This is a genomic window from Herbaspirillum sp. RV1423 (genome assembly GCF_000577615.1).
Lineage (GTDB): Bacteria > Pseudomonadota > Gammaproteobacteria > Burkholderiales > Burkholderiaceae_D > Herbaspirillum.
On the sequence record NZ_CBXX010000002.1, the window covers coordinates 186,286 to 207,947 of the forward strand.

A 21,662-nucleotide genomic window follows, 5' to 3' on the forward strand; every position below is an offset into this window, starting at 1 on the left:
ATGATGAACATGAAGAAAACAGTACTTTCCAGCCTCTTGGCCGTTGCGCTGCTCGGCTCGGCGGCCGTCGGCGCCAACGCGCAGACGCTCAACATCGCTTTCGCCGATCCACTGTCGTCGCTCGATCCGCAACTGAACAATCATGCCGGCGACCGTTCTGTCGACCTGCATTTCTGGGACTTGCTGGTCGAGAACAACTACAACAAGCTGCAACCGGGCCTGGCGGTGAGCTGGAAGAACGTCGATCCAAAGACCTGGGAGTTCAAGCTGCGCCCCAACGTCAAGTGGCAGGACGGCAAGCCGTTCACCGCCGACGACGTGATTTTCTCGTATCAGCGCGCACGCAACGTGCCGGGCAGCGTGGCAACCTTCGCCGGCTACCTGCGTACGGTGGAATCGGTCACCGCCAAGGATCCGCTGACGCTGGTCGTCAAGACCAATATCCCGAACCCGGACCTGCCGCTGAACCTGGCCTCGGTGCATATCGTCAGCAAGCACGTCGGCGAGAAATCCCAGACCGAGAACTACAACAGCGGCGCCGCCATGGTCGGCAGCGGTCCGTATAAATACGTGTCCTATACGCCGGGCGACCGCGTCGTGATGGAACGCAACAATGATTACTGGGGCCAGAAGCAGATCTGGGAAAAGGTCAACTACCGCTACATCAACAACGCCGCCGCACGTACCGCCGCCTTGCTGTCGGGCGATGTCGACGTGATCGACAAGGTGTCGGTGTCGGACCTGGCCAAGCTGAAGCAGTCGCCCAACGTCAAGGTGTTCCCGTACAACGGCCTGCGCGTGCTGCTGCTGCAACCGACTTTCCATGAAGGCCCGAGCCCGTACATCACCGACAACAACGGCAAGCAGCTCGACAAGAACCCGCTGCTCGACGTGCGCGTGCGCCGCGCGCTGTCGCTGGCGATCAACCGCAAGGCGCTGGTCGACCGCATCCTGCAAGGCGCGGCGACCGAAGCCAACCAATGGATGCCGGCCGACACCTTCGGCTACAACCCGGACATCAAGAACATTCCCAACGATGTGAACCAGGCCAAGAAGCTGCTGGCCGATGCCGGTTTCCCGCAAGGCTTCAAACTGACCATCCACGTGCCGAACGACCGTTACCCGCAAGCGCCGGAAACCATGCAAGCCGTGGCGCAGTTCTGGACCCGCATCGGCGTCAAGACCCAGGTGGAGGTGTTGCCGTGGGCGTCGTATTCGGCGCGCGCCAACAAGAACGAGTTTGCCGTCAGCGTGTTGGCATGGGGTAACGGCACCGGCGAAGCCAGCTATGCGCTGGTGAACGTGCTGGCGACCGTCGACGCCAAGAAGGGCCTGGGTGCTTCCAACTGGAACCACTACAGCAATCCGGCAGTCGACAAGGCATTGGCCGATTCGACGGCGGAATTCGACGCCGCCAAGCGTGAGGCCATCCTGCGCAATTCGGCCAAACTGGTCTCCGACGACGTCGGCGTGATCCCGCTGTATCACTATCAGAACATCTGGGCTGCGAAAAAAGGCCTGACGGTGACGCCGGCCAGCAGCGATCGCACCACCGCGATGATGGTGACGCAGGACAAGAAGTAAGCAAGGAAGGAGGACGCCATGTCCACGTTGAACATCACTGTCAGTCCCGCCGATGACCTGATCGACGTGCCGCGCCGCATCGTCGTCACCGGCGCGCAGCCGGGCGAGCTGGTGCAGGTATCCAGCCGCACGGTGCGCGCCGGCGCGGTGTGGCGCAGCAGCGCGCATTTTGTCGCCGACGATGCCGGCCATGTCGACCTGACGCTGGCGCCGGCGGTGGAGGGCGGCTATCGCGGCATCTCGGCGATGGGCTTGTTGTGGTCGCAACGACCTGAAGAGGACGGCAAGCGCGAGCTGTTTCACGCCGATGTGCAACAGCCGCTGACGACGACCTTGCAGGTCAGCGCGGTCAGCGGCGATGCGGAGGCGGAGCTGACGCAGCGCTTGTGTGCCGCCGGCGTCACGCGGCGCGAGGTGCGCGATAACGGCCTGGTCGGCACGCTGTTCCTGCCTCCGGGCGAGGGGCCTTTTCCGGCGGTGATGATCCTCAACGGTTCCGGCGGCGGCATCAACGAACCGCGCGCGGCCCTGTATGCGTCGCGCGGCTACGCGGCGCTGGCGCTGGCGTATTTCAAGGCGCCGGGACTGTCGGATTATATTTCCAACACGCCGCTTGAGTATTTTGAAAAAGGGCTGGACTGGTTGCGCGAGACGGTCAGGCCGCCCGGCGATTTTGTCGCCATCAACGGGCAATCGCGCGGCGGTGAGCTGGTCTTGCTGCTGGGGGCGACATTTCCCGAAAAAGTCTCGGCCGTGTTGGCCTATGTGCCGAGCGCGCTGGTGCATAGCGGGCAAAATGCCGCCGATCCGGCAGTCGGCCGCGAAGGTCCGACCTGGTTGCTCAAGGGCCGGCCGCTCACGCATCAATGGGAAAACAATCGCCACGCCAGTTGGGCGCCGTTCGACGGCGGCGCGCCGCCGCACCGGCATGCGCTCGCCATGCTGACTGCCTTGCAGGACAAGGATGCGGTGGCGCGGGCGCGTATCCATGTCGAAAACATCCAATCGCCGGTGCTGCTGTTTTCGGCCACCGACGACGGCTCGTGGCCGTCCAGCGCGTATTCGAAAATGGTCCGCGACAAGCTGGAAGAAGTCGCGCATCCGCATGCCGTGGAATGGCACGACTACCAGGATGCCGGGCACGCCATCCTGTTTCCCTTTGTGCCGACGACCCAGACGACTTACGCACATCCTGTTTCCAAACGCATCAGCACGGGCGGCGGCGAGCCTGCCGCCAACGCGCATGCGGACAAACATTCCTGGCACCACGCCCAGGAATTCCTGGCCAATGCGGTCAAGGCGCATTTGTCGGCGCATCCAACCCGAAAGGAAGTTTCATGACGACGCAAGTGGAATACCACATCGACAACGATCTCATCGACAAGCTGGCCGGCCTGCAGGCCGGCAGCCAACTGCATGCCTTGCGCCACCAGCGCGAGAAGGTCGCGGTCGCCTCGCAGGGAAGCTACGACACGCTGTTCGACCCGGCGCTGGAAGGCATTGGCCTGGACGAGCGCCTGCTGGTCGCCTTGTACGCCTGTCGGCTGGCCGGTGCGCAAGATGTCGCCGCGCATTACCGCGCGCGCCTGGAAGCCTTGCCTGCCGACGCGGCGCAACTTGCCGTGGCGGCGTCAGGCGAGCCGGAGCAATTGCCCGCAGGCCGCCTGCGCGCCATGCTGATCTTTACGCGCGCCCTGACCGAGCGTCCGGTGGAAGGCGACAAGGCTGCCTTGCATACCTTGCCCGCCGCCGGCATCAGCACGCCGGCCGTGGTCGCGCTGTCGCAACTGATCGCCTTCATTTCCTATCAGATCCGCGTCGTCGCCGGACTGAAGGCAATGAAACTGGCCAGCAACTGATCCGGAGGAATTATGAGCGCCATCATCAAATCGCACGGCTTCACCAATGAAACCCTGGACTGGAAGGCCTGGCTGGACGTCATCGACCTCGACAAGGCCGGCGAAGACCAGATCAAGGTGCTGGAAGAGAGCCATCCCAAGGCCAAGGTATCGGATTACTACCTGTTCCTCGGCCACCAGCCCGACATCCTGCGCCAGCGTTCGGCTGCCTTCAACGCCATCATGTATGCGCCGGGCGGCATGTCGCGCGCCGAGCGCGAACTCGGTTCCATGGTGGTGTCGCGCATCAACGGCTGCGTGTATTGCGCTTCGGTGCATGCTCAGCGTTTCGAACAGTTGGCCAAGCGCAACGACACCGTGCAGCAGGTATTCGACGATCCGTATACTGCCGGCGTCGATGCCCGCGAAAAGGCGATCACGCAGTTTTCCATTGCGCTGACCAAAAATCCCAACGGCATCGACGGCGACAGCATCAAAGCCCTGAAGGACGTCGGCCTGAACGAGCAGGAAATTCTCGACCTGATCCATTCGGTCGCGATCTTCGCATGGGCCAACCGCCTGATGCTGAACCTGGGCGAGCCGGTATTCGCGGCGGCTGAATAAACACCATACGAGAGGAGACAGGCATGCTGATACCCGATGAGCTGGTCTATGCCGATACGCACGAATGGATCAGGCTGGAAAACGACGGCACGCTGACCGTCGGCATCACCGATTTCGGCCAGGACCAGCTCGGTCCGCTGGTCTATGTGCAAACGCCGGAAGTCGGCAGCGCGCTCGCCCGCGGCGCCGAGGCCGGCGTGGTCGAATCCAACAAAACCGCTTCCGATGTGCATGCGCCGGTGGCCGGCGAAGTCATCGCGGCCAATCCACTGCTGACGGACACGCCCGACGCCATCAACGGCGCACCTTACGAGCAGTGGATTTTCAAGCTGCGGCCGGCGGCGACGTTCGACGCGTCAGGGTTTCTGGATGCGGCAGGATATCGGAAATTGATCGGATAAACGCAGGCTTTGCGGGGAATACCGTTTGGTTAAGCCTGTTCGTATCTATCGCAGCCGTCCCAGCGTTGTGAAGACGGTCGATACGACGCTGGGTCCTGACGTGCGTCAGGACGACGGGCTTAAGGTTCTGCAATCGGCTTCAAGTAAAAAAACAAGCACGCGTTATCGAGTGGAGACGGCCATCGGAAGCGGCAGGAATCACGGGGCTAGTCATTTTCCTTGGCGACCAATGCTCCTTCGATGTGATGCCTGGCCAGCGACGCCGCGACAAAGCCGGACGCTTTCATATCCTCTACAAACTTCGAGAGGTAGACGGCAGCTTCATTGCCTCTGGCTTTTGGTACGCCCATCGCCTGGCGGATGACCATGAAGCGTTGATCCAGAATCCGCAATCCGCCGGCCTTTGCGGCATCTTTTTCCAATTGTTGCCGGACTCCGGCAGCTACCGTCAGATGCTGATCCAGAAAGCCCTGGACGACGGCCGGGGAGGTCGGTATCCGGACGATCGTCGCACAGTGCAGTTCGCGCGTGAGGAACAGGTCATAGGCGCTGCCTTGGCCGACAGCCACGGTGATGCCGAGCTGGTCGACCTGTTCGTTGGCGGTGATCGGCGAATCTTCACGCACGGCGTAAAAGCCTTCAATCAATACATAGGGGCCGGTGAAACTGATTTCCTGGCCGCGTTTCGGATCGACCGCGAAAAAGCCGATGTCCGCTTTGCCTTGCTCCACGTTTTCGACCGACGCGCCCGCAGAGCCGACCGCGACCAATTGCAGCGGAACGCCGAGCCGTTTTGCGAGTTCGATCGCAAGGTCCACGGACACGCCGACCGGCTCGCCCGTCCTGGCGTCCAGATCGGCCAGCACCGGATTGCCGAGATTGATCGATGCGCGCAGCATACCGGCAGGTGCGAATATCGACACCATCGCCGACGCCATTGCCGAGTTTGCATGCTGCTGCGGTTGTGAACGATTTGCTTGAGTCATGGTGATTCCCGAGACTTGCGCCAGTGCGGCGGCGTTGCATACCAGAAGGACCGATAGGGTCGAGAAAAATTTCACCTAGTCCTTGATTGTCGAAAATTTCTTCATCCTGCTGACCTTATATCAAAAGTCGAGGGAGCGGTTTCCATCGGTCATGGACGCCATGTTACATGGCTTCATTTCCACATCCCGCGCATGCGCGCCGCCACATCGACCCGCATTTGCTTTGCATCGGGGCGGCCGCTCGGTCCGACCGCGACGACCGGCCAGGCGCTGCTGGAGAAATGCGGCAGTATGCCGGGCGGGATGAAGCGCGTGCGCGAGGCGTAGACATGGCGGTCGCCCTGGGCGTGCTGGCCGCCGGTGAAAAATTTCTGCGGCACCATGAGATGCAGGTCGTCTTTGGCGCGCGTCATGGCGACGTAGAGCAGGCGCCGTTCTTCTTCGATTTCATCGCTGTTGCCGGCGGCGAGGTCGGCCGGGATGCAGCCGTCGACGACGTTGAGGATGTAGACCGATTTCCATTCCTGTCCTTTGGATGAATGGATGGTCGACAGGATCAGGTAATCCTCGTCGAGCAGAGGCACGCCGGACTGGTCGCTGGTGGCGTCCGGAGGATCGAGCGTGAGTTCGGTGAGGAAGCGTTCGCGCGATGGGTAGCCGGAGGCGATCTGTTCCAGTTGCAGCAGGTCGGCCTGGCGCGTGGTCGCGTCTTCGTGCTTGCGTTCCAGATGCGGCGCGTACCAGTTGCGCGCATGGGCGATCTCGCCGGGCCAGCCGGTCTTGCCTTGCGCCATGAACTGCAGGACTTCGACGAAGCCGGTCCAGTCCTCGCCGGCGCGCGGCGGCGCAGGCAGGGCGGACAAGGCGGCGATCGGATCGGCCTGCGCCGACATGGCGTCGAGCACCTTGTGCGCCGAACCGGGACCGACGCCGGGCAACAGTTGCATCAGGCGGAAACCGGCCACGCGGTCGCGCGGATTCTGGACGAAACGCAGCATCGCCAGCATGTCCTTGATGTGGGCGCTGTCGAGGAATTTGAGGCCGCCGAATTTGACGAAGGGGATGTTCCTGCGCACCAGTTCGATTTCCAGCGGGCCGCTGTGGTCGGAGGCGCGGAACAGTACGGCTTGCTCTTTCAGCGTGCTGCCGGCTTCGCGGTTTTCCAGCACGCGCTCGACGATGTAGCGCGCCTGGTCGGCCTCGTCGCGCACCGAAACCAGGCGCGGCTTGTCTTCCGAGGTGCGCTCGGTCCACAGGTTTTTGGTAAAGCGTTCCAGCGCCTTGTCGATCACGCTGTTGGCGGCGGCGAGTATGGGTTGCGTCGAGCGGTAATTGCGGTCGAGCGTGACGATGTCGGCCGGCGGATCGAAGGCGCGCGGAAAATCGAGGATGTTGCGCACCGTCGCCGCGCGGAACGAGTAGATCGCCTGGGCATCGTCGCCGACCACGGTAAGGCCGCGGCCATCCGGTTTCAGCGCCAGCAGGATGGACGATTGCAGGCGGTTGGTGTCCTGGTATTCATCGACCAGCACATGGTCGAAACGGGCGCCGATATCGTCGGCCAGCAGGCGGTCTCCGATGGTCTGGGCCCAGTACAGCAGCAGGTCGTCGTAATCGAGCACGTTGTGCGCCTGCTTGGCTTCGACATAGGCGCCGAACAGCGTGCGCAATTGCGCTTCCCATTCGGCGCACCACGGGAAGACCTTGTGCAGGATGCTGTCCAGCGGAGCTTCCGCATTGACTGCGCGCGAGTAGATCGCCAGGCACGTCGCCTTGAGCGGAAAGCGCTTTTCGGTTTTGGACAGGCCCAGTTCGTGGCGCACCAGGTTCATCAGGTCGGCCGAGTCTTCGCGATCGTGGATCGAGAAGTTGGGATCGAGGCCGATCTGCTCGGCATATTCGCGCAGCAGTCGCGCGCCGATGCCGTGGAAGGTGCCGGCCCACGACAAGGCATCGGCCATGATGCGGCCGTTGGCGCCGAGCGCTTCGCCGCAGATGCGTTGCACGCGGCGCGTCATCTCTGCGGCGGCGCGGCGCGAAAAGCTCATCAGCAGGATACGGCGCGGGTCGGCGCCGTTGACGATCAGGTGAGCGACGCGGTGCGCCAGAGTATTGGTCTTGCCGGAACCGGCGCCGGCAATCACCAGCAAGGGGCGTGCGAGGGCGGACGGCTGCCCCGGCGCGATGCCGAATTCCACGGCCTTGCGTTGTTCGGTGTTGAGTTTTTCCAAATAGTCGACGTTCATCTTGAACCTTGGGGCGACGCTGCGCTGCAAATCGGCGCAAAGCGCTTATTTTACTGGTGTTTTATACAGCTATTCGCATGGTTTGCAAAAACATTCATCCCGACCAAGAAACGTCCTGTTCTTGCCGCGCCGGTGCGGCCGAACGGGTGACGCTGAAATGTTTTTTGGCGAGAGATGAAAGACCGTCAATGAATTCGGTGACAGAGTCGTCTATACTAAACAGGAAGCACATTCTTCCATGCGCTTCGGTATCTCGGGAAAACCAATACTGACGCGGCTTTCCAACATACTTCGTAGCGACGAAATAGTCTCGAATTTATAGAAAAATCGCTTGTGCAAAACGCGGGCGGCTGGTTAGAATTTTCCCTCAACAACAGTCATTGGAGGTGCGGTCATGGATAAAACTCTCGCTCTGCTTGATTGTTTGGCTCAGCTCAAGGAAGCGCAGAACTGCGCCGATGCCTTACTGTCGGACATCGTCGCCGACGCCGTGCGCGCCAACAAAGGCAAAGGGGGCATTCCCAAGCCGGCCACACTGAAAGCCTTCCGCAACGCGCTCAAGTCCGCCAATACGCATTGTTACCAGGCCGAACTGATTCTGGCCGAATTCGATGCATTGCAGACTGTCATGCCGTTGGGACATCCTCAGCCCATCCAGACGATGTTTTACAGCGTGTAAATTCCCTGTGCGTTCCTCGTCCGCCTTGCGCGGGCGGGAATTTTTTCAGGCGTGTAGTCTGTCGTCCTTCCCTCATTGCAAATTCAGCATCACTGTTGTCCTGACGCCGGTCGCGACGCAGAGCCTCAGCGTTCGCCGGGGCGACTGCAATATCATGATGCCTGAATGTCGGCATGGCAACGGCACGCGCGTGCCGTTATTTCTGCCGATGCAACAAAGCCTTTCAGCGTCGCGCTGCTCCAAGGCACTTCACGGAACGTTGTCGCCGCAAGGCGCTCAGAGAATCATGTTGCCCTTGATCCGGGCGACAGACCATCGCGCAGTTTGTGTCTACAATGGCTGCGACAGGCATGTAGCTTGCATCCCCTCCCGCCATCCAAAGCAATATCGAGATACCAGGACATTTTCCAGCCAGGCTTTGCGGAGGTAAATTGCGGCGCGGATTTTCACTCGAGACGAAATGGCCCAGGCCCCTGATCCAGGATGGATGGGGGCTGTCCGCATGCTTCGTGCTGCTGTCTTCGCTGGTGCTCGTGGTGATCTGGGGCATCACGATGATGCATGTCGCCGGCGAGAAAAAACTGGCCATGGAGAGCGCCGCTGCCGAAAGCAAAAACATGGCGGCCGTCATGGCCGCCAATCTCAACGACAGACTGAACCGGGCGGTGCAGTATGCGGCCATCGGCAACAAGGTGCTCGATGGCGATACGGCTGCCGGCGATTACCTGGGACTACTCTTCAACGGCGACAGCGTGTATGTGCGCGCCGCGGTGTTCGATGCCGATATACGGCTGCGCTATTCGTCGTCCGGCCTGCCGACCGAGAGTGAATTCGCGCAACTGATCGGACAGGCTTATCCCGAGGCGCCTTCCGGCGTGAGTCCGAAACCCGGTTCGGTGACCTTCGGCAAGACGGACGGCCATACCTGGCGCATGCCGATGCTGGTGTCGCTGCAAAGTCCCGGCAGCGGAGCGCGCGGATATTTTGTCGCGGTGCTGGATATCGGACGTTTCCTCAATGAATACCAGCAGATCGGCAATGGCTATCGCGTTTCGGTCAATGGCAGCGCGGGAGCTGCGCTGGTGGCCTTGAACGATGGACGACTGGCGAGCGGAAACGACAGCGGCAGCGCCGACAAGCAAGAGGGGCGCGACATTGCGCGCACGCCGCCGGGCGTGAGCAACCAGCAGAAGCTGGAAGCTTATCCGCTGAGCGTGACGGTGAGCCTCGATCCCGGGTTCATCGTCGCGAACCTGACGCAGTCGCATAATGAGTATGTCCGTTACGCCATCGTCATTTCCATTGCGGTGGTTTCCCTGACGCTGATCCTGATCGGCATTTCTTACCATCGGAAGAAACTCTACGAACGCCTGGCGCGTTCCGAGCAGGAAAAAATTTGCCTGATCGAACAACTGGAAAGGGAAAAGACGCGCGCGTATCAACTCGCCTCGCATGATTATCTGACCGGCATTCCCAACCGCATGCTATTCAGCGAGCTCGCCGCGGCGGAGTTGTCCAGGGCCAAACGCAGCGCCAACCTGTACGCTTTGTTCTTCATTGATCTCGACGGATTCAAACCAATCAACGACATGCTCGGCCATGCTGTCGGCGATATGTTGTTGCAGGCGGTGGCGCAGCGGCTGTGCGCGAGCCTGCGCGAATACGATCTGGTAGCGCGCCTGGGCGGCGACGAATTCGTCGTACTGGTGTCGGATATCAAACATCAGAACCAGATCGCCGACATCGCCGACAAGCTGATCAAGACCGTCGGCGCGCCGTTTCTCAACCTCGGCGGCTATGAAGTCAGCACCAGCCTGAGCATCGGCATTGCGCTGTATCCCGACGACGGCCATAGCGTCGACGAGCTGCTGTCCAAAGCCGACGCCGCCATGTATGCCGCCAAGAAAGCCGGCAAGGGCGCCTATCGCTTCCATGACCGCGCCGCGCGTTGCCTGTCGGCCTGAGTTTTTATCGGGCGGCTTGCCGCGCTTTCAACTGCTTCAGGAAAACCTTTACCACCGGCGACTTTTCATGCCGGCGCGAAGCCAGGGCGATCGCACCGGGGATGGATTTTCCTTCTATCTGGCGATAGACCACGCCGGGCATATGCACGCGCTCCATCACCGAGGCAGGGACGATGGCGACGCCCTGGCCCAGCGACACCAGCGTAATGACCGCCACCAGGCCGCCGGGATTGTGAATCGTGCGCGGCACGAATCGACCGCGGCGGCCGACTTCCACTGTGCCGGAAGCCTGCTCGGGCAGGATGAACCGTTCCGATGCCAGATCCGCCGCCGGCAGGATGTCCTTGCGCGCCAGCGGCGATTGCTCCGGCAGCGCCGCCACGAAGTCGTCATACAGCAGCGTCATGAAAGTCACGTCGGCCGGGCAGGGAACGGGCGGGCGGATGAAGGCGAGATCGAGGCTGCCGTTGCTGACCTCCAGCGGCAACGTGTCCATCGGCGCCTCGATCAGGTTGAGCTGGACCAGCGGATAGGCTTCGCGAAAGCGCGCCACTTCGGTTTGCAACAGGCCCGAATAGGCCGCAGAGGCAATGTAGCCGATTTCGATGCGGCCGATTTCGCCGCGGCCGGCGCGGCGCGCCGCTTCCTCCGCCCGTGCGGCTTGCTGCAAGGTGCGCAACGCTTCCTCCAGGAATACTTCTCCCGCCGACGTCAGGCTGACCGAACGCTTGGTGCGATGGAACAACCGCACATCGAGCAGGCGCTCGATTTCCTGTATCTGCTTGGTCAGGGCCGGCGGGGAAATGCCGAGCTGTTCGGCTGCGCGGGCGAAGTGCAGCGTCTCGGCAACGGCGGCGAAACAGCGGAAATGGCGAAGCTCCAGGATAGTCTCCGATAATTAACCTGATGGAAATTAAATTGCACTTTAACTGTAATAAATATAATTATAGGCGGGATTAGAATGACCGGACCCAATCAAAGGAGATGTCATGCAAGCCAGTCGAATTATTGCCGTTGTTACCCTGTGTCTGCTGGGAACAGGAAGCCTCACGCATGCCGGAGCCCAGCAAAGAGAAGCTGCGGCGAGCAAGCGCATCCTGACCTTGGAGAGCGCAAAGACAATTGTCGCCGCAGCGCAGGAAGAAGCGCGCAAGAACGGCTGGCCCGGCGCGATCGCCGTAGTCGACGACGGCGGTTGGCTGATCGTTGCCGAGCGCATGGATAACGCGGCGACCACCGTCGGCCCGTCGATTGCCGTCGAGAAGGCGCGCACCGCCGCCTTGTTCAAACGTCCGTCCGCCGACCTGGAGAACGCCATCAACAATGGCCGTCCCGCAGCGATCACGGCGCCGGGCCTGGTCATGATGGAAGGCGGTCTGCCGATCGTCATCGACGGACAAGTGGTTGGCGCCATCGGCGTCAGCGCCGACACCAAGGTGCACGACAGCCAGATCGCGCGCGCCGGACTTGCGGTGCTGAAACCATAAAAGCAATCCCGCCGCCATGACCGCGCCATCCCGAGCCGAGGAACATCCCGACGCCGTGCGTCGGCGCAAGGAACGCAATATCCTGCTGATCTGCTCCAGCGTGTGCGCCCTGATCGTGCTCGACACCAATATCGTGGCGGTGTCGCTGCCGTCGGTGGCGCGTTCGCTGCACGCCGATTTCAGCGACATCGAATGGATCGTCAGCGCCTACATGCTGGCTTTTGCTTCCTTGCTGTTGCCGGCCGGCAGCCTGGCCGACCGTTTCGGACGCAAGCGCATGATGCTGCTCGGCCTGGGCCTGTTCAGCCTGGCTTCGCTGGGGTGCGGACTGGCCTGGTCGGCCGGCGCGCTGCAGGTCGCGCGGGCGGTGAAGGGCGTCGGCGCGGCCATGCTGCTGACCTCGGCGCTGGCCGTGATCGGCCACGTCTTCCACACTGAAAAGGATCGCACACACGCTTGGGCGGTGTGGGGCGCCTGCATGGGCGTATCGATGACGGTGGCGCCCTTGCTTGGCGGCGTGGTCACGCAATTGCTCGGCTGGCGCTGGATTTTCCTGTTGAACCTGCCGGTATGCCTGTGCCTGGGGACGCTGGTCTATCGCGAGGTGGGCGAATCGGGCGACGCCAACGCGGCCAGGCTCGATCCCTGGGGCAGCCTGTTGCTGAGCGGCGGGCTGTGTTGCCTGATCTGGGCGCTGATCAATGCCAACGCGTCCGGCTGGGACAGCCACGCGACCTTGTTGCGCGCCGGCAGCGGCGTGTTGCTGCTGGCGTTGTTTGTACCGATCGAACTGATGCAGGCGCGGCCCATGATCGACTTGCGGCTGTTCCGCCGGGCGCCGTTCGTCGGCGCGGTGCTAGCCATGTTCGGTTATGCCAGCTCGGCGCAGGTGATGATGACCTTTCTCCCGTTGTATCTGCAAAACGCCTTTTCGTATTCCGCCATTGTCGCCGGACTGGCGATGCTGCCGTTCGCGCTGGCGATGATGGTTTTCCCACGCGTGGGCGCAGCGCTGACGCGTTACATGCCGTTGCACGCTCTCATGGCGCTTGGCATGGCGCTGGTGTGCATCGGCAACGTGCTGGTGGCGATTGCCGCATATGCGGGAACCTACTGGATGGCGCTAGCCGGCATGCTGGTGACCGGCAGCGGCGCCGGGCTGCTCAATGGCAATACGCAGAAAGCCATCATGCATTGCGTGCCGCGCGAACGCACCGGCATGGCGTCCGGCATCAGCACCACCACCCGTTTCGCGGCGATCGTGCTGGCGATCGCCAGTCTCGGATGCGTACTTACGGTGCGCACCGGCAGTTACCTGAAAGACGCTTTGATCGGCGCCAATCTGCCGTTGCCCGTCGACTTCAGCGACGTGGTCGAGCGCGTCGTCGCCGGCGATAGCGCCGCAGCCTTGTCGGGACTCGGCAACAGCCTGCAGGCGCTGCATATCGCCCAGACCGGTTTTGCCCATGCGTTTTCGCTGTTGATGCTGGTTGCGGCGGCGATCGCTGCAGTTTCGGGAGTATTGCTGTTCTGTCTGATGGGCAGCCGCACGAGTGCTCCAGCGGAAGCCGTGCCGGTTTAACCAAGGAGTCGCCATGTCTTCCTCGTCATCCAAAAACGCGGGCAACCGCTCTTTCCTCGCCACGCTGGTGGCGGTGTTCCGGTCTTTCGTCGGCTTGCACAGCGGCAGCGGCGTGCATCATCGGCAGCGAGCCTCGGCTTTCATTCTTGCCATCTTGCTGCTGTTTTCGTTTACTGCGCACATGATGGAGCTGGATGCGGCATTGCTGCACATGTTGGCCGGGCTGGGGACCGACTGCGTGTGGTGCGCTGTGACCCCGTACTGAAGTTGGCGCGCCGCGAAGATATCGTCGCCGGCACTCGTCTGCTATTGCGTCGGCATTACTCGCCGAGTCTCATGTGACGCGAAATACTTTCGCATAAGGACATACGAATTCATTCGTTTGTCGCCGGTTTCCCCTTACCTATACTTGATCGCAGCATTTTCGCCATCGCGGTGATGTGCATCGATATGGATACGGAAAGGGAAACTCATGAGCTTGGATCGCAGAACTGTGCTCAGGCATCTGGCCGCAAGCGGCGTCGGCGCAGGTGCGGCTTTGCTGGGTCTGCAAGCGCGCGCGGCAAACCAGCCGGCAACCATTCGCATCGGCGTGGCGCAGCCGGGCATCGGCAATCCGCCGGTATTTTCCGGCAGTTCAGCCGCCGTGGCCAATGCCAAAGGCTGGGTCGAGGAAGAGTTCAAGGCGGACGGCATCAAGGTCGAGTGGTTCTTCTTCAAGGGCGCCGGTCCGGCGGTTAATGAAGCGCTCACCAACAGGCAACTGGATTTCGCCTTCCAGGGCGACCTGCCTGCCATCGTGGCCAAGTCGGCCGGTCTTAAAACCAAACTGGTGCTCGCCACCGGCGTGCGCTCCAACATCTATCTGGCGGTGCCGCCTGATTCGCCGATCCAATCGGTCAAGGATCTGCGCGGCAAGCGCGTCGCCATCTTCAAGGGCACCAATGCCCAGTTGCCGATCAATCGTGTGCTGGAAGCAAACGGCCTGCACGAGAAGGACTTGCGCGCCATCAATCTCGACCAGGCCACAACGCTGGCTGCGCTGAGCACCAAGGACATCGACGCCGCTTTCGGCAACATCAACCTGCTGCGCTTGCGCGACAAGAATGCCGCGCGCATCGTCTACAGCAGCAAGGGCGGTTCGCCGATCTTCACGACGCAATCGCATGTGCTGGTGACTGAAGAGTTCGCGCAGAAATATCCGGAAGTCGCCGCGCGCGTGGTCAAGACGTTTGTGAAGACGTCCAAATGGGCGTCCGACGAAGTCAATCGCGAAGAAGTGCTGCGTTTGTGGGCCAAGGCCGGTACTCCCTACGAACATTGGAGGGAAGACTACGACGGCGAGCCGCTGCGGGTGCGCATCAATCCCAATTTCGATCCCTTCCTGATTGCGCGTTACAAGGATTCGGTGGAGCAGGCCTACCGCTTCAAACTGAGCCGCGCAAAATTCGATGTCGATCAGTGGATCGACCAGAGTTATCTGAAGGCGGCGCTCAGGGATCTGCGTCTGGAAAACTACTGGCCGATTTTCCAGGCCAACGGCAAGATACTGGGGACCTGAGCGATGAGCGTGCAGCCAGCCGCATTGCAAATCCCGCCGGGCGCAACGCCGGCCCCCGGGACGGGTTCTTCGTTTGCGCGCCGGTTCGGCAAATGGTCGCCGCGCTGGCTGGCCTTGCCGTTTCCCTTGTTCCTCTTGTTGTTGTGGTACGTCGCCGCCCGGTTTGAATGGGTGGCGCCGCAAGTGCTGCCGTCGCCGCAAGCGGTGCTGCTGACGTTCATTGACCTGGCGGCATCGGGAGAGATGTTCGACAACCTCAGGATCAGCCTGCTGCGCGTGCTGTTGGGCTTCGGCGTGGGATTGGCGGGCGGTTTGCTGCTGGGGGTGGCGATGGGACTGTCGCCGGTGTTCAAGGATTATGTCTATCCCTTGTTCAAAGCTTTCAGCCAGGTGCCGGTGCTCGGCTGGCTGCCTTTGCTGATGCTGCTGGTCGGCATCGACGAAGCGCTCAAAGTCATCCTGATTTCCAAGGCGGCGCTGGTGCCGATCGCGCTCAACACGTACAAAGGAATCGAGAACGTGCCGGCGCGTTACGTCGACGTGGCGAAGGTGCTGAAGTTCTCGCGCTGGCAATTGCTGACGCGCGTGATTTTTCCCGCCGCGCTGCCGCCGATCTGGAACGGCGTGCGCTACGGCTTCACGCACGCCTGGCTGGCGCTGGTGGTGGTCGAGTTGCTGGCGTCGTCGGAAGGGCTGGGCTACATGATCGTGTTCGGCCGCCAATTGTTCCAGCTTGATGTGGTCATGGCCGCGGTGGTGGTGGTCGGCGCGGTCGGCTACACGCTCGATCGGGTGCTGGCGCATATCGAAATCATCCTGCTCGGCTGGCGCCGCAGCGGATTCTGAAAGGACGGGCGATGGCGCGATCCGACTATCAGGACAAACATCCCGTTCCCAAATTCCTGCGCGGCTGGATTCTGCCCGCCGTGCTGCTGCTGTCGTGGTGGCTGGCGGTGCATTTTCACTGGTCCGACTCGCCGCTGCTGGTGCCGGTGGGCAAGGTATGGGAAACCGCCGTCGAGCAGTTCCGCAGCGGCGAATTGCGCGTGGCGCTGGAAGCAAGCCTGCGGCGCGACCTGATCGGTTTCGCAATCGGCGTCGGCGCCGGACTGGCGTTCGGCATTGCCTTCGGTTTGTCGCGGCTGTTCGAGCGCATGATCGGCCCGACCTTCCATACGCTCAAGCAGATATCGCTGTTCGCCTGGATTCCCTTGCTGTCGGTCTGGTTCGGCCTGGGTGATGCGGCCAAGGTGGCTTTCCTGTCGCTGGCGGCGTTCTTTCCGGTGGTGCTGAATACTTTTGAAGGCATACGCAGCGTTCCCGGCGAGCTGATCGAAGCGGCGCGCGTATTGAAATTCAATCGCCGCCAGTGGCTGTTCAAGCTGATCCTGCCGGCGGCATCGCCGTCGATCCTGGCCGGCATCCACCTGGCCCTGATCTATGCGTGGCTGGCGACGCTGGGCGCGGAATACCTGCTGGTGTCGGGCAAGGGCATCGGCAACACCATGATCGACGGCCGCGAGTTGTTCATGATGGATCTGGTGATTTTCGGCGTGATCGTGGTCGGTTTCGTCGGCTTTACACTGAACTGGCTGGCGGCGCGGATCGAGCGCCGGCTGTTGGCGTGGCGCGGCCGGTCGGTGGCGCAATTTTAGAGGGGGGAAGTATGTCGCAAGCCGGTACGCTGGATATCCAACATCTGAGCAAATCCTATCCCGTCAAGGACGGCGATCTGGCGGTCCTCGAAGACGTCACGCTGACGATCGCGCCGGGCGAGTTCGTCAGCATCGTCGGCTCCAGCGGCTGCGGCAAGTCGACCTTGCTGCGCCTGATCGTCGGACTTGAGGAAGACTATCAGGGACAAGTCCTGCTGGACGGGCAACGCATCGTCGGCACCAGCCTGCGGCGCGGCATCGTGTTTCAGGAGCACCGGCTGTTTCCGTGGCTGACGGTGGAGAACAATATCCAGCTCGGCCTGCTCAACGCCGACCTGACGCCGGGACAAAAACGGTCGGCGGTGCGAGAGCACATTGCGTTGGTCGGTCTTGAAGGATTTGAAAAATCCTATCCGCATCAATTGTCCGGCGGCATGGCGCAACGCGTGGCGATTGCGCGCGCGCTGGTCAGCAGGCCGGAAATCCTGCTGCTGGACGAACCGTTCGGTGCGCTCGACGCATTGACGCGCGCTTACCTGCAGCAGGAGCTGCATCGCATCTGGCAGGCGGAAGGCATCACGATGATCCTGGTGACGCATGATGTCGAAGAAGCGATTTATCTCGGCGACAAAGTAGTGGTGATGGAGCCGCGCCCGGGACGCATCCGCCGCATCGTGCCGGTGAGCCTGGCGCATCCGCGGGAACGTGCAGCAGTTGGTTTTGCCGAGGTCAAACAGCAGGTGTTGCGGGAGTTTTCCGGCGACAGCGCCAGCCTCGCGGAACCGCCTCTGCGCAGCGATGCGGCAGAGCCGGAGGAGCCGCGCCAATGGCGGTTCGCCATCTGAGGCGAATCACGCCGCGCAGTAAACATAAGCACAACGCAACGAGACAAATACGAATGAGCAGCAAACTGAATCAGACAGCCGGGCGCAGGCGCTTCCTGCGCGGCGGCGCCATATTGGGAGCGAGCCTGGCCGCCGGCGCGCGCGCCGAACCGTTGGTGGTCGCGCCGTGGAGCAAGACGCCGGGCGAGCCGGTCCTGTGGCATCCCTATGGCGAACCGTCGCCGTTCGAAAAAAACGTGGTGCGCCGTTCGCGCGGCCCTGCGCCGTTACCGGGCGCGAATTCGTCGATGACGCCGCTGCAGGACCTGCACGGCATCATTACGCCGACCGGGCTGGTGTTCGAGCGCCATCATGCCGGCATTCCGCAAATCGATCCGGAACAGCATCGCCTGGCGGTGCATGGCCTCGTGGAACGTCCGGTCATTTTCACGATGAACGACCTGGTGCGCCTGCCGTCGGTATCGCGCATCCATTTTCTCGAATGTTCGGGCAACACCGGGCGTGAATGGAAAGGCCCGGGAACGGCCTCGTTGCAATTCAGCCACGGCTTGCTGTCGTGCTGCGAATGGACTGGCGTGCCGCTGGCGACCGTCCTGGAAGAAGTCGGCGTCAAGCCGGAAGGGGCATGGATACTGGCTGAAGGAGCCGATTCGGCGGGCATGACGCGCAGCATCCCGATCGGCAAGGCGTTTGACGACGCCTTGCTGGTATATGCGCAGAACGGTGAACACCTGCGGCCCGAGCATGGGTATCCGCTGCGGCTGCTTCTGCCCGGTTTTGAGGGCAACATGAGCGTCAAATGGCTGCGCCGCCTCAAGGTGGGACGCGAACCGTTCATGTCGCGCGAGGAAACGTCGAAGTACACCGATTCGCTGCCGGACGGCACGGCGCGCCAATTCACCTTTCTGATGGAGACGAAATCGGTGATTACCTTCCCGGCGCCCGATCATCGTTTGAAGGAAAGCGGCTTCTACGAAATTTCCGGCCTGGCCTGGACAGGGCGCGGACGCATCAAGCGTGTCGACGTATCGACTGACGGAGGTCGCAACTGGCGCGAGGCGCGTCTGCAGGAGCCAGTGCTGGATCGTGCACTGACGCGCTTCCGGCTGCCGTGGCGATGGGACGGTGCGCCGGCCGTGCTGCAAAGCCGGGCGCTGGACACGAGCGGTTTTGTGCAGCCGAGCGGCGCACAACTGGTTGCGGCGCGCGGCTTCGAATCCAACTATCACTTCAATGCCATCCAGAGCTGGAAAGTGGCGAGCGACGGAGTCATCACCAATGTCCAGGTGTAGCGCATCGTCCCTCACTGCGTTTGCGCTTGCACTGCTGTTCAGCATGCAGGTGCAAGCCCAGGTCTATGGCGTCGGTCATGCGGCAAGCGAGCGCGATCTGGCGGCATGGAATATCGACGTTGCCGCCGACGGCGCGGGCTTGCCCGCCGGCAGCGGCAGCGTGGAAAGCGGCAAGACCGTCTATGCGCAGCAATGCGCCGCCTGCCACGGCGCCAAAGGCGAGGGCAAGCCGGCCGACCAGTTGGTGGGCGGCAAGGGCACGCTGGCATCGTCCAATCCGGTCAAGACCATCGGCAGTTTCTGGCCGTACGCTACCACGGTATTCGATTTCATCAACCGCGCGATGCCGTACAACGCACCGCAGAGCCTGACGCCGGACGAGGTGTATGCGGTGACCGCCTATCTTCTGCACCTGAACGGCATCGTCGCCGCAGACGCTGTGTTCGATGCGCGCTCGCTGCCCAAGGTACGCATGCCTAATCGCGACGGCTTCATCGGCGATGGCCGTCCGGACACCAGCAACGTCGCCTGTCAGAGGAATTGCGGCATTCCCGTACGACGCAAGCCTTAAACCCCCAACCAGTCATTTTCGTGAAGGAGAACAAGATGTCCGAAGCATTGCTCGATCTGCATCCCGTCGCCGGCCGCATCGGCGCTGAAATCCGCGACGTGCGCCTGTCCGGCGACCTCGGCCGGGAGACGTTCCGCGCCATCCGCCAGGCGCTGCTGAAGTACAAGGTTTTGTTTTTCCGGGGGCAGCAGCACCTCGACGATTCTGGCCAGGAAGCCTTCGGGAAGCTGTGGGGCGAACTGGTGGCGCATCCGACAGTGCCGGTGCGCGACGGCACCGACTATCTGCTGGAGCTGGATTCGGTGCACGGCGGACGCGCCAATTCGTGGCATACCGACGTCACCTTCGACCTGGCGTATCCGCAGGCGTCGATCCTGCGCGCGGTGGTGATCCCGCAGGCGGGCGGCGACACCGTCTGGGCCAATACGGCGCAAGCGTATCTCGACTTACCGCCGGCCTTGCGCCAACTGGCCGACAGCCTGCGGGCGCTGCACACCAACGACTACGATTACGCCGCGCGTTTCAATGTCGACGATGCAGGCTTGAAGCGCTATCGCGAAATCTTCACCTCGACCATCTATGAAACCGAGCATCCGGTGGTGCGCGTGCATCCGGAGACCGGCGAGCGCACGCTGGTGCTGGGACATTTCGTGAAGAAGCTGCTCGGTTACCCGACCGGCGATTCCGATCATTTGCTGCAACTGCTCGGGAGTTATGTCACGCGTCTCGAAAACACCGTGCGTTGGCGCTGGTCCGTCGGCGACATCGCGATCTGGGACAATCGCGCTACCCAGCATTATGCGATCAATGACTACGGCGACCAGCACCGCGTGGTGCGGCGCGTGACGATTGCGGGCGACGTGCCGGTCGGCGTCGACGGACGTCGCAGCGTATCGCGCAATGTACAAGACAAGGTGCGCACGACTGCGGCCATTTCCAGCGTGGCGGTGGCGTCATGAGCGGCCCGAAGAAACAACTGAAGCTGGGCGCCTTCGTGCAGGCCACCGGGCATCATGTCGCCGGCTGGCGCCATCCGCGCTCGCAACCCGACGCCGGACAGAATATCGCGCATTACAGGCAGATTGCGCAGACCGCCGAGCGCGCCAAGTTCGACGCCTTGTTCCTGGCCGACGGCGTGGCGATTCGTTCGCACGATGCCGAAACTCTGCACCTGACTTCGCGCGCCGCGACTTTTGAGCCCCTGACCTTGCTGTCGGCGCTGTCGCAGGCAACCGAATATATCGGACTGGTGGCAACCGTCTCGACCACCTATAACGAGCCCTATCATGTGGCGCGCAAGTTTGCTTCGCTCGACCATCTGAGCAACGGCCGTGCCGGTTGGAACGTGGTGACGTCGTGGTCGGAGTCGGAAGCGCATAACTTCAACCTGGACAAGCATCCGGAGCATGGCGCACGCTACGAGCGCGCCGAAGAGTTCGTCGATGTGGTGCGCGGCTTGTGGGATAGCTGGGAGGATGACGCCTTCCGTTTCGACCAGGCCGAGGGTGTGCATTTCGACAGCAGCAAGCTGCATGCCATCCATCACAAGGGTAAGCATTTCTCGGTGCGCGGTCCGCTTAACGTGGCGCGGCCGGTGCAGGGACATCCGGTGGTGGTGCAGGCCGGTTCTTCGGAGCCGGGGCAGGAGTTGGCGGCGCGCACGGCGGAAGTCATTTTTACCGCCCAGCAGTCGCTGCAGGACGCACAGCGTTTTTACAGCGGCCTGAAGTCGCGCCTGGACAAATACGGGCGCCATCCGGACGAACTGAAGATCATGCCGGGCGTGTTCCCGGTGGTCGGCCGCAGCGAGAGCGAGGCGCAGGAGAAATTCGAAGAACTGCAATCGCTGATCCACCCGGCCGTCGGCTTGTCGCTGCTGCAGCAGCATCTGGGCGGCGTGGACTTGTCCGGCTATCCGCTCGACGGTCCCTTGCCGGACAACCTGCAGGAGCCGAACGGCACCAAGAGCCGCTTCCAGTTGGTGACGGCGTTGGCGCGGCGCGAGAACCTCAGCATCCGCCAACTGTATTTACGGGTGGCGACGGCGCGCGGACACTGGTCGATCTACGGCACCCCGGAAAGCATCGTCGACCGTCTGGAGGACTGGTTCCTCCACGGCGGCGCCGACGGTTTCAACATCATGCCGCCGACCTTGCCGGGCGGACTGGATGATTTCGTCGAACTGGTGCTTCCAGAGTTGCGCCGACGCGGTTTGTTCCGCACCGAGTATGAGGGTAGGACCTTGCGCGAAAATCTCGGACTGGCGCGGCCGGCGCACAAGATCTACCGGCAGGGTGGCGACGTGTTCGACCGGGTGGCGTAAGCAGATTCCCGGGAAGCAAAGAAA

At 62.1% G+C, this 21,662-nt stretch carries 21 protein-coding genes; 18 read left to right on the forward strand and 3 right to left on the reverse strand.

The genetic code is table 11. The features are described 5' to 3' along the window. Positions 1 to 9 precede the first annotated feature (9 nt). From RV1423_RS02680 to gcvH, 5 genes are read left to right on the forward strand one after another with little or no spacing between them, the layout of a single operon-like run. On the forward strand, positions 10 to 1,584 hold the full coding sequence (locus RV1423_RS02680) for an ABC transporter substrate-binding protein (RefSeq protein ID WP_034293129.1): 1,575 nt from the start codon (positions 10 to 12) through the stop codon (positions 1,582 to 1,584). Between the two features lie 18 nt (positions 1,585 to 1,602). Next, entirely contained in the window at positions 1,603 to 2,925 is a 1,323-nt protein-coding gene (locus RV1423_RS02685; protein ID WP_034292832.1) for an acyl-CoA thioester hydrolase/BAAT C-terminal domain-containing protein, read from the forward strand. Next, a complete protein-coding gene (locus RV1423_RS29640) occupies positions 2,922 to 3,443 on the forward strand; it encodes a CMD domain protein (RefSeq protein WP_034292834.1) in 522 nt (173 codons plus the stop codon). The genes RV1423_RS02685 and RV1423_RS29640 overlap by 4 nt, the downstream gene beginning before the upstream one ends. Positions 3,444 to 3,455: 12 nt before the next feature. Further along, complete coding sequence (locus tag RV1423_RS02695; RefSeq protein WP_034292836.1) at positions 3,456 to 4,046, forward strand: peroxidase-related enzyme; 591 nt, start codon at positions 3,456 to 3,458, stop codon at positions 4,044 to 4,046. Between the two features lie 23 nt (positions 4,047 to 4,069). Then, complete coding sequence (gene gcvH / locus RV1423_RS02700) at positions 4,070 to 4,447, forward strand: glycine cleavage system protein GcvH (protein ID WP_034292838.1); 378 nt, start codon at positions 4,070 to 4,072, stop codon at positions 4,445 to 4,447. Between the two features lie 206 nt (positions 4,448 to 4,653). Here gcvH and RV1423_RS02705 read toward each other — a convergent pair whose 3' ends face one another. Next, positions 4,654 to 5,346 (reverse strand): ABC transporter substrate-binding protein, encoded by a 693-nt coding sequence (locus tag RV1423_RS02705; protein ID WP_373419946.1) that lies wholly within the window; start codon positions 5,344 to 5,346, stop codon positions 4,654 to 4,656. Between the two features lie 260 nt (positions 5,347 to 5,606). Beyond that, the gene (locus RV1423_RS02710) at positions 5,607 to 7,679 is read right to left on the reverse strand and encodes an ATP-dependent helicase (protein WP_034292842.1); all 2,073 of its coding nucleotides are present in this window, start codon (positions 7,677 to 7,679) and stop codon (positions 5,607 to 5,609) included. A gap of 394 nt (positions 7,680 to 8,073) precedes the next feature. Here RV1423_RS02710 and RV1423_RS02715 point away from each other — a divergent pair, with 394 nt between their 5' ends. Next, a complete protein-coding gene (locus RV1423_RS02715) occupies positions 8,074 to 8,358 on the forward strand; it encodes a hypothetical protein (protein ID WP_034292844.1) in 285 nt (94 codons plus the stop codon). Positions 8,359 to 8,867: 509 nt separating this feature from the next. After that, positions 8,868 to 10,322 carry a GGDEF domain-containing protein gene (locus RV1423_RS02720; protein ID WP_231502025.1) on the forward strand — a complete coding sequence of 485 codons (1,455 nt, stop codon included), beginning with the start codon at positions 8,868 to 8,870 and terminating at the stop codon, positions 10,320 to 10,322. Positions 10,323 to 10,326: 4 nt separating this feature from the next. Here RV1423_RS02720 and RV1423_RS02725 read toward each other — a convergent pair whose 3' ends face one another. Continuing rightward, entirely contained in the window at positions 10,327 to 11,205 is an 879-nt protein-coding gene (locus RV1423_RS02725; protein WP_034292845.1) for a LysR family transcriptional regulator, read from the reverse strand. Positions 11,206 to 11,311: 106 nt separating this feature from the next. Between RV1423_RS02725 and RV1423_RS02730 the strand changes: the two genes are divergently transcribed. From RV1423_RS02730 to RV1423_RS02780, 11 genes are all read left to right on the forward strand, one after another. Next, on the forward strand, positions 11,312 to 11,809 hold the full coding sequence (locus RV1423_RS02730) for a heme-binding protein (RefSeq protein ID WP_034292846.1): 498 nt from the start codon (positions 11,312 to 11,314) through the stop codon (positions 11,807 to 11,809). A gap of 16 nt (positions 11,810 to 11,825) precedes the next feature. Next, entirely contained in the window at positions 11,826 to 13,391 is a 1,566-nt protein-coding gene (locus RV1423_RS02735; RefSeq protein ID WP_081768656.1) for an MFS transporter, read from the forward strand. 13 nt (positions 13,392 to 13,404) lie between these two features. After that, positions 13,405 to 13,656 (forward strand): hypothetical protein, encoded by a 252-nt coding sequence (locus tag RV1423_RS02740; RefSeq protein WP_231502026.1) that lies wholly within the window; start codon positions 13,405 to 13,407, stop codon positions 13,654 to 13,656. Between the two features lie 207 nt (positions 13,657 to 13,863). Further along, positions 13,864 to 14,952: an ABC transporter substrate-binding protein gene (locus tag RV1423_RS02745; protein WP_034292847.1), complete on the forward strand. Its 1,089-nt coding sequence runs from the start codon at positions 13,864 to 13,866 to the stop codon at positions 14,950 to 14,952. A gap of 3 nt (positions 14,953 to 14,955) precedes the next feature. Next, the gene (locus RV1423_RS02750) at positions 14,956 to 15,798 is read left to right on the forward strand and encodes an ABC transporter permease (RefSeq protein ID WP_034292849.1); all 843 of its coding nucleotides are present in this window, start codon (positions 14,956 to 14,958) and stop codon (positions 15,796 to 15,798) included. Between the two features lie 11 nt (positions 15,799 to 15,809). After that, entirely contained in the window at positions 15,810 to 16,607 is a 798-nt protein-coding gene (locus tag RV1423_RS02755) for an ABC transporter permease (RefSeq protein ID WP_034292851.1), read from the forward strand. A gap of 11 nt (positions 16,608 to 16,618) precedes the next feature. Next, positions 16,619 to 17,452 (forward strand): ABC transporter ATP-binding protein, encoded by an 834-nt coding sequence (locus tag RV1423_RS02760; protein WP_034292853.1) that lies wholly within the window; start codon positions 16,619 to 16,621, stop codon positions 17,450 to 17,452. Between the two features lie 53 nt (positions 17,453 to 17,505). Further along, positions 17,506 to 18,744, forward strand: a complete 1,239-nt coding sequence (soxC, locus tag RV1423_RS02765; RefSeq protein ID WP_034292855.1) for a sulfite dehydrogenase — start codon at positions 17,506 to 17,508, stop codon at positions 18,742 to 18,744. Continuing rightward, positions 18,731 to 19,315: a cytochrome c gene (locus RV1423_RS02770; protein WP_034292857.1), complete on the forward strand. Its 585-nt coding sequence runs from the start codon at positions 18,731 to 18,733 to the stop codon at positions 19,313 to 19,315. Before soxC ends, RV1423_RS02770 begins: the two co-directional genes overlap by 14 nt. Positions 19,316 to 19,350: 35 nt before the next feature. Further along, on the forward strand, positions 19,351 to 20,274 hold the full coding sequence (locus tag RV1423_RS02775) for a TauD/TfdA family dioxygenase (RefSeq protein ID WP_034292859.1): 924 nt from the start codon (positions 19,351 to 19,353) through the stop codon (positions 20,272 to 20,274). Further along, entirely contained in the window at positions 20,271 to 21,638 is a 1,368-nt protein-coding gene (locus RV1423_RS02780; protein WP_034292861.1) for an LLM class flavin-dependent oxidoreductase, read from the forward strand. The genes RV1423_RS02775 and RV1423_RS02780 overlap by 4 nt, the downstream gene beginning before the upstream one ends. The last annotated feature ends 24 nt before the right edge of the window (positions 21,639 to 21,662 follow it).